4 protein-coding genes and 1 pseudogene are annotated in these 5,774 nt (G+C 55.1%); 3 read left to right on the plus strand and 2 right to left on the minus strand.

Annotated features, from left to right (window positions below; genetic code table 11):
- Positions 1-80: 80 nt before the first annotated feature.
- A complete protein-coding gene (locus QP909_RS11390; protein WP_016421371.1) occupies positions 81-1,661 on the minus strand; it encodes a helicase-associated domain-containing protein in 1,581 nt (526 codons plus the stop codon).
- A 114-nt stretch (positions 1,662-1,775) separates the two neighbouring features.
- On the opposite strand from QP909_RS11390, the gene QP909_RS11395 reads away from it, so the two are divergent.
- The 3 genes from QP909_RS11395 to pbp2m all read left to right on the plus strand — a co-directional run bounded on the left by QP909_RS11395 (position 1,776) and on the right by pbp2m (position 5,358).
- A complete protein-coding gene (locus QP909_RS11395) occupies positions 1,776-2,636 on the plus strand; it encodes a LysR family transcriptional regulator (RefSeq protein ID WP_012360809.1) in 861 nt (286 codons plus the stop codon).
- Positions 2,633-3,463 (plus strand): serine hydrolase, encoded by an 831-nt coding sequence (locus tag QP909_RS11400; protein ID WP_070604856.1) that lies wholly within the window; start codon positions 2,633-2,635, stop codon positions 3,461-3,463. The genes QP909_RS11395 and QP909_RS11400 overlap by 4 nt, the downstream gene beginning before the upstream one ends.
- A gap of 113 nt (positions 3,464-3,576) precedes the next feature.
- Complete coding sequence (gene pbp2m, locus QP909_RS11405) at positions 3,577-5,358, plus strand: penicillin-binding protein PBP2M (RefSeq protein WP_204083762.1); 1,782 nt, start codon at positions 3,577-3,579, stop codon at positions 5,356-5,358.
- A 66-nt stretch (positions 5,359-5,424) separates the two neighbouring features.
- Here pbp2m and QP909_RS11410 read toward each other — a convergent pair.
- Positions 5,425-5,697: pseudogene (locus QP909_RS11410) on the minus strand (IS1249 family transposase); the annotation flags it as partial.
- Positions 5,698-5,774 lie beyond the last annotated feature (77 nt).

Here is a 5,774-nt window from a genome sequence, read left to right on the forward strand (position 1 = left end):
AGAAACCGAGTACTATCTCACCCAGCCCATCAACACAGGGCCGTAAAAGAAGCGGAACTAAACCCAGGACGCTTCACCCTCTAGCACGGCACGTCCACCGCAGCGATGCGGTGGGGTTGGATCGTGAGGCTCTCCCCGGTGGATTCGAGCACCGCGGAGATGGTGGAGGGGGTCATCATCACGATGGAGATCCAGTCATGGCTGGTGGCACCCGCATAGTCCACGTAGTGCAGGCGCACCTGTGTGCCCGCGGTATAGGCGCGGCGCAGCTCGGACATGATCTCCCGCGGCGAGCGGAAGGTCCGGGTGTCCGAGGCCTTCGTGCCGTCCGCCGGGTCCACGGCGATGGCCTGGTCGTGGGCGCGGCGAAAACCCTCCACGGCGCCGTCGATCTCCGAGGCGATCTCGGTGGAGTCCCCAGTGATGTCCATGATGTTGCGCTGGGGAGTATCCACGCGAGACGGGACACGAGCCGAGTGGGGTTCGGTGGCGGAGCCCTGCTGGAATGCCCTGGTGGCGTCGTCAATCAAATACCGCAGGGACTGGGGAACGGACGAGAGACCGCCGGGGGACATGCGATCCAGGAAGGCCTCGATGTCCTTCCATGGGGCGTCATAGCGCTTCGGCCCGATCAGGCTGAATACGTCGCCTTCGCGGCCGTCCTCGCGCACCAGGGTGGCGGTGAGCCCCAGACGGCGGCGAGACTGCAGGTCGGAGGTCATGCGGAACACCGGGGCAGGCAGCAGGTGAACCTCGTCGTAAATGATTAAGCCCCAGTCGCGGGAGTCGAACAGCTCCAGCGCCCGGTATTCGCCCTTCGACTTGCGCGTGACCACTTGGTAGGTGGCGATGGTCACGGGGCGGATCTCCTTCTTCTCTCCGGAGTATTCGCCGATTTCATCCTCCGTCAGGGAGGTGCGGCGCACTAGCTCGTCCTTCCACTGCCTGCCCGCGACGGTGTTCGTCACCAGGATCAGGGTGGTGGCCTTTGCCTTGGCCATCGAGGCCGCGCCGACCATCGTCTTGCCCGCACCACATGGCAGCACTACCACGCCCGAGCCGCCTTCCCAGAAGCTATCGGCCGCCATCTCCTGGTAGTCGCGCAGCTGCCATTCTTCGTGTTCCTGCGACAGCTCGATGGGGTGTGCCTCGCCGTCGACGTATCCCGCCAGGTCCTCTGCGGGCCAGCCGACCTTCAGCAGTTCCTGCTTGAGCCTGCCGCGCTCGGAAGGGTGCACAACGATCGAGTCCTCGTCGATCTCTGCGCCCAACATGGGCTTGATCTTTTTGTGACGCCGGATCTCCGTCAGCACAGCCCTGTCCGTCGTCTCTAGCACGAGCCCGTGCGCTGGGTGCTTGATGAGCTTCAGCCGCCCGTAGCGATCCATCGTGTCGGCAATGTCGATGAGCAGCGGCTGCGGGGCGGGGAACCGCGAGTAGGTTTCCAGCACGTCCATGATCTGCTCCGCGTCGTGCCCTGCCGCGCGGGCGTTCCACAGCGCCAGCGGGGTGATGCGGTAGGTGTGCACGTGCTCCGGCGCGCGCTCCAGCTCCGCGAACGGTGCCAGCGCGGTGCGCGCCTCCTGCGCCTGTTCGTGGTCGATTTCCAGCAGCACGGTCTTATCCGACTGCACAATGAGCGGTCCGTTTCCAATGCCCACGCTGTGTGTCACTTCCTTTTTGTTTATCGACGCCACCGCGACGGTGTTGCTCAAGCCAAAGACATCATTTTACGCTGCAGTGGTGCGAACTCGTGCTCCACTATGCTGAGACCCATGATTGCTCAGACGGGAAATCTGCGCCAATGGCAGTATTTCGTGGCTTTAGCGGAGACCGGTAGTTTTACAGCGGCGGCAGCGCGACTGGGAGTGAGTCAGCCGCCTGTCTCCAATGCCATTAAGCGCTTAGAAGCTGGTGTAGGTACACCGCTATTTATCCGAGGGGCGGGGGAAGTGAAACTAACCGAGGCAGGGTTGACCTTGCTTCCATATGCCCGGGTGATTAATCGCGATCTTCAGACTATGCATTCGATGATTGACGGTATCCGAAGTGGTGCGCAAAGCGGGTTTCGTTTGGCCATCAGTAGTGCGCTTCCAAGCGAGATAGGATCGCGTATTGCAGCAAAGGCACAGCAGCATGATGGAGTAGTTTTGTCGTCACTGCCTTCTGTTGAGATTCTTGCCCGTGTTGAAGAAGGCGCTATTCATGCGGGGCTTGTTCAAGCTCCGGTTCCCTTGGGTACTCACCGCAGTGCGAGGCAGTTTTCTCTGTCACGTGATCTAGTGGTGCCGCCGGGGTATTCAAGGTTGGATAAGACCTTGTCTCAATTGAATCTGCTGGTGGAGAACCTGAATGACAATTCAAGTGCAGCCAGTGGTTTGGCGAGAGAGCTATTTCGGTCGGGTGTGTCTTGCGAAATTAATGATTCAGAGGATGCTCTAGGTAGGGGCTTATTGATTGGAAGAGGGGAGGGGATGTCTTTGGTATTTCGCGGTTTTCACCAGTTTGACAATGCTATTGAGCTTCCTTCCCGTTTCGATTTTTCCGTGGATGTAGTGGTTCGCCGAGGTGGGATGGACAATGGCGCCGAGGCCATGGCGGTCGCCGAAAGAATTTGTCGAAGGATTAACCAATGACTGCACGGATGGAGATGGCCCTGGAAAACGTGTTGACGCGGTCGGGGTGTGAGGGATGGTGGTGTGCATCGCGACTGCACGATGGGGTGACTATCGGACGCAAACAAGACGAGAAAATTCCGGTGGCATCCTTATATAAAATCCGGCTCCTCCACCTCACTTTGGAAGCGATTCAACGAGGTGATCTGGATCCTCGTCTTCGTGTTGACGTTGCACCGTCCAAAGGAACTTACGAAGGGTATGGGTTCGCTGCCTTTGATGACGCAGTGAACGTGAGTCTCCGAGACTTAATGAAACAAGTCGCATCGGTGTCAGATAACGTGGCCGCCCACGAGATTTTGCGTCTACTGCCTGCGTGGGCTCGAGAAGCATTTCTTAAACGGTTTCCACCTCATTATGACTTGCAAGATCGGAATAGCTTAGTGACGGCGGAGAAACAATTGCGTCAATATGTTCAATCCCAAGGGGGGAGTAGTACAGATATAGCGTTTTCTGCAGTCTCTTCGTTGGCGGAAATAACTAATGACTTGGAACAGGTTTGGAAAGACGATAGTGCAGCGGTACGTCGATCTATGTGTGAACTCTTGGGGTTGCAGGTGTGGCGTCACCGTGTTCCTTCAGGCTTTCCTCCAAGCGGCGTTGATATCTATGGAAAAACGGGCACTGTAGGACTTCTCCATGGTGAAGCTTCGATTATCCAGGTTGAGGGCGAGGAGCCCATTGTGGTGTCCATCATGCTGAAACAGGTGGTGCCAGAACAAGCAATGAGTACTCACGATGGTGCTATTGGCGAAGTGGCTAGACTGCTCGTGGACGCTCTTCGTTAGAATTTCTGCCACTTGAATACACACTTCTACCATCGCCTATATGTGAATGAAATGAGACAATTGCACTATGTGATATTGGTGGCATCCAATGCGTCTCACTTAACGTCACTCCCATGATGACTAAGCACAATCGTTTCCGTCAGTCGGTGATTGCACTCTGTTCGCTCTCCGCAGTGATGTTGAGCAGCTGTTCAGCTCTACCGTGGGAATCAGACTCAGACGTATTTCTCAAAGCTTTCAACGCGGGAGATGACAGCAAGGCTGCACGGTATCTGGATCATCCAGACCCGGAGCGCGCCCTTCATGAATTTCGGCAGTCACTTCATGGTGTGAAGGTCAACATCGAAACATCTGATATTTCCAATGGAAAGCAGAATACTCATGTGACTTGGTCCAAAGATGGTGTGGAGTTGGAGAGCAATGGTCGGCTCGTCCTTAGTGGACAGGATGGTAAGCCTCAATGGTTGCCTTCGATCTTCGAAGCTCAGTTGAGCGATGATTCCGCACTCTTTTTTGCTGAAGATAAACAGTACGATCTTCCAATTAAAGATCGCTTGGGCAATGAATATATGACCTGGACGAAAGTTATTCAGGTACGAGGTCGCAAAGATATAGCCTCTAGAGCGCAGGAATTGGCCCAGATTTTTGCACCAGTGTCTCCCACAACGACTAAGGAGTGGATCGAGCAGACCTTGGGAGAGTCTCAGGATGAAGACACCGTGCTCCTCACTTTGAGGCAGGAAGAATTCCGGAAGATACAAGAGCAACTTAGGACCTTTGAGGGAATTTCCACTGTGGAGCAGGGGCGTCTCTTAAGCGTGTCCAAAACTCTTAACTCTCCGCTGGATGCTGAATTGAACAAATATTGGGAGTCAGTGCTCGATGCTAATTCAGGATGGTCGATACGCGCTGAGAGTTCACAAGGTATGACGACGGTAGCCTCTGAGCCGCCTCGCCGAGTTCAGCCAATCGCAACCACTCTGGATATCACACTGCAAAGCGCAGCAAAACAAGCAGTGGACAGTGAGCAACGTGCCGCAGTTCTAGTCGTGCTCAATCCTAGAACAGGAGGTGTCCTTGCCGTTGCACAAAATGACAAGGCAAATAACCAAGGGCCAATCGCACTCACCGGGCTATTCCCACCGGGATCGACGTTCAAAACTGTGACCACAGCGGCGGCACTAGAGGCAGGGGCAGTCAGCATGGATGAGGAACTACCTTGTCCTAGCAATATCACCGTCGCTGGACGCAAGATTCCCAACGATCATGACTTCGATCTAGGTAGCGTTCGACTGGAAGAAGCTTTCGCCCAATCATGTAACACAACCCAAGCGGTCATTTCGGATCGTTTGGGAGAAGATGATCTGCAACGGACTGCTTTAGAACTCGGAATTGGCTCCGACTTCGACGTACCAGGGATGACCACACTTACTGGTTCGGTGCCGCGGACACCGGCTGGACCTCCTCGTGTGGAGGCTTCTATTGGACAGGGCGAGGTTCTAGCTAGTCCATTTGGGATTGCGCTCATGCAATCGACTGTCGCTAACGGCGGCTTGCTTGTTCCTCCACAGCTCATTCAAGGCGAACAGACAGTAGTGAATAAACAGGCAGACCAGCATGTCAGCGATACAACTATTCAAAGCCTCCGGACGATGATGAAATCAACAATTGACCACGGTTCAGCTAGGTCGTTGAGTGATCTTAGTGCACTTGGCGGAAAGACTGGTACAGCAGAAATTGATGGCAAGCTTTCCAATGGCTGGTTCGCTGGAACGACAGGGGAATTGGCGATTGCGTCCCTTGTAATCGAAGGAGATTCTTCTCAGCCAGCTGTGGAAATGGCCGGGCGTTTCCTTCGCTCGCCGGATGTTCAGAAATTCTCTGGAATTCAATAAACTTGCGTCATAACCTCTAGCACGGGTTAAGTAAAGAAAAGTGTGTCTTTTCCGGGCGTGTTGCGGTTATTTGATCCAGCCTTTTTGGATGCCGAGGTTGTGTTGGTAGCTGGTGTCGATGGCGGTGTCGTATTCTGCTGGTGCACCGATGTCATTGGTAGTGGCTGTGGTGTTGTGGGTGATCAGGTCTGTTGCTGTGGAAAGTGCGTCTTGACCCCATCGTTGGTCCCTGGCGATCTTGACCGGATCGTCAGGGACTTCTGTATGTAGATACAGCCACCAATCCATCACTGTGCGTTGATGCGGTAGTGATAGTCCGCGGTGTCTGCGGGCTAGTTCGGGCCTGGCCCCCGGAAAGTAGACACGTCGGGGGTTAGCTATGCTGCTTGGGTCAGTGTAGCTGAATTAAGCGCCTC

It is taken from the genome of Corynebacterium sp. MSK195, assembly GCF_030228885.1.
Lineage (GTDB): Bacteria > Actinomycetota > Actinomycetes > Mycobacteriales > Mycobacteriaceae > Corynebacterium.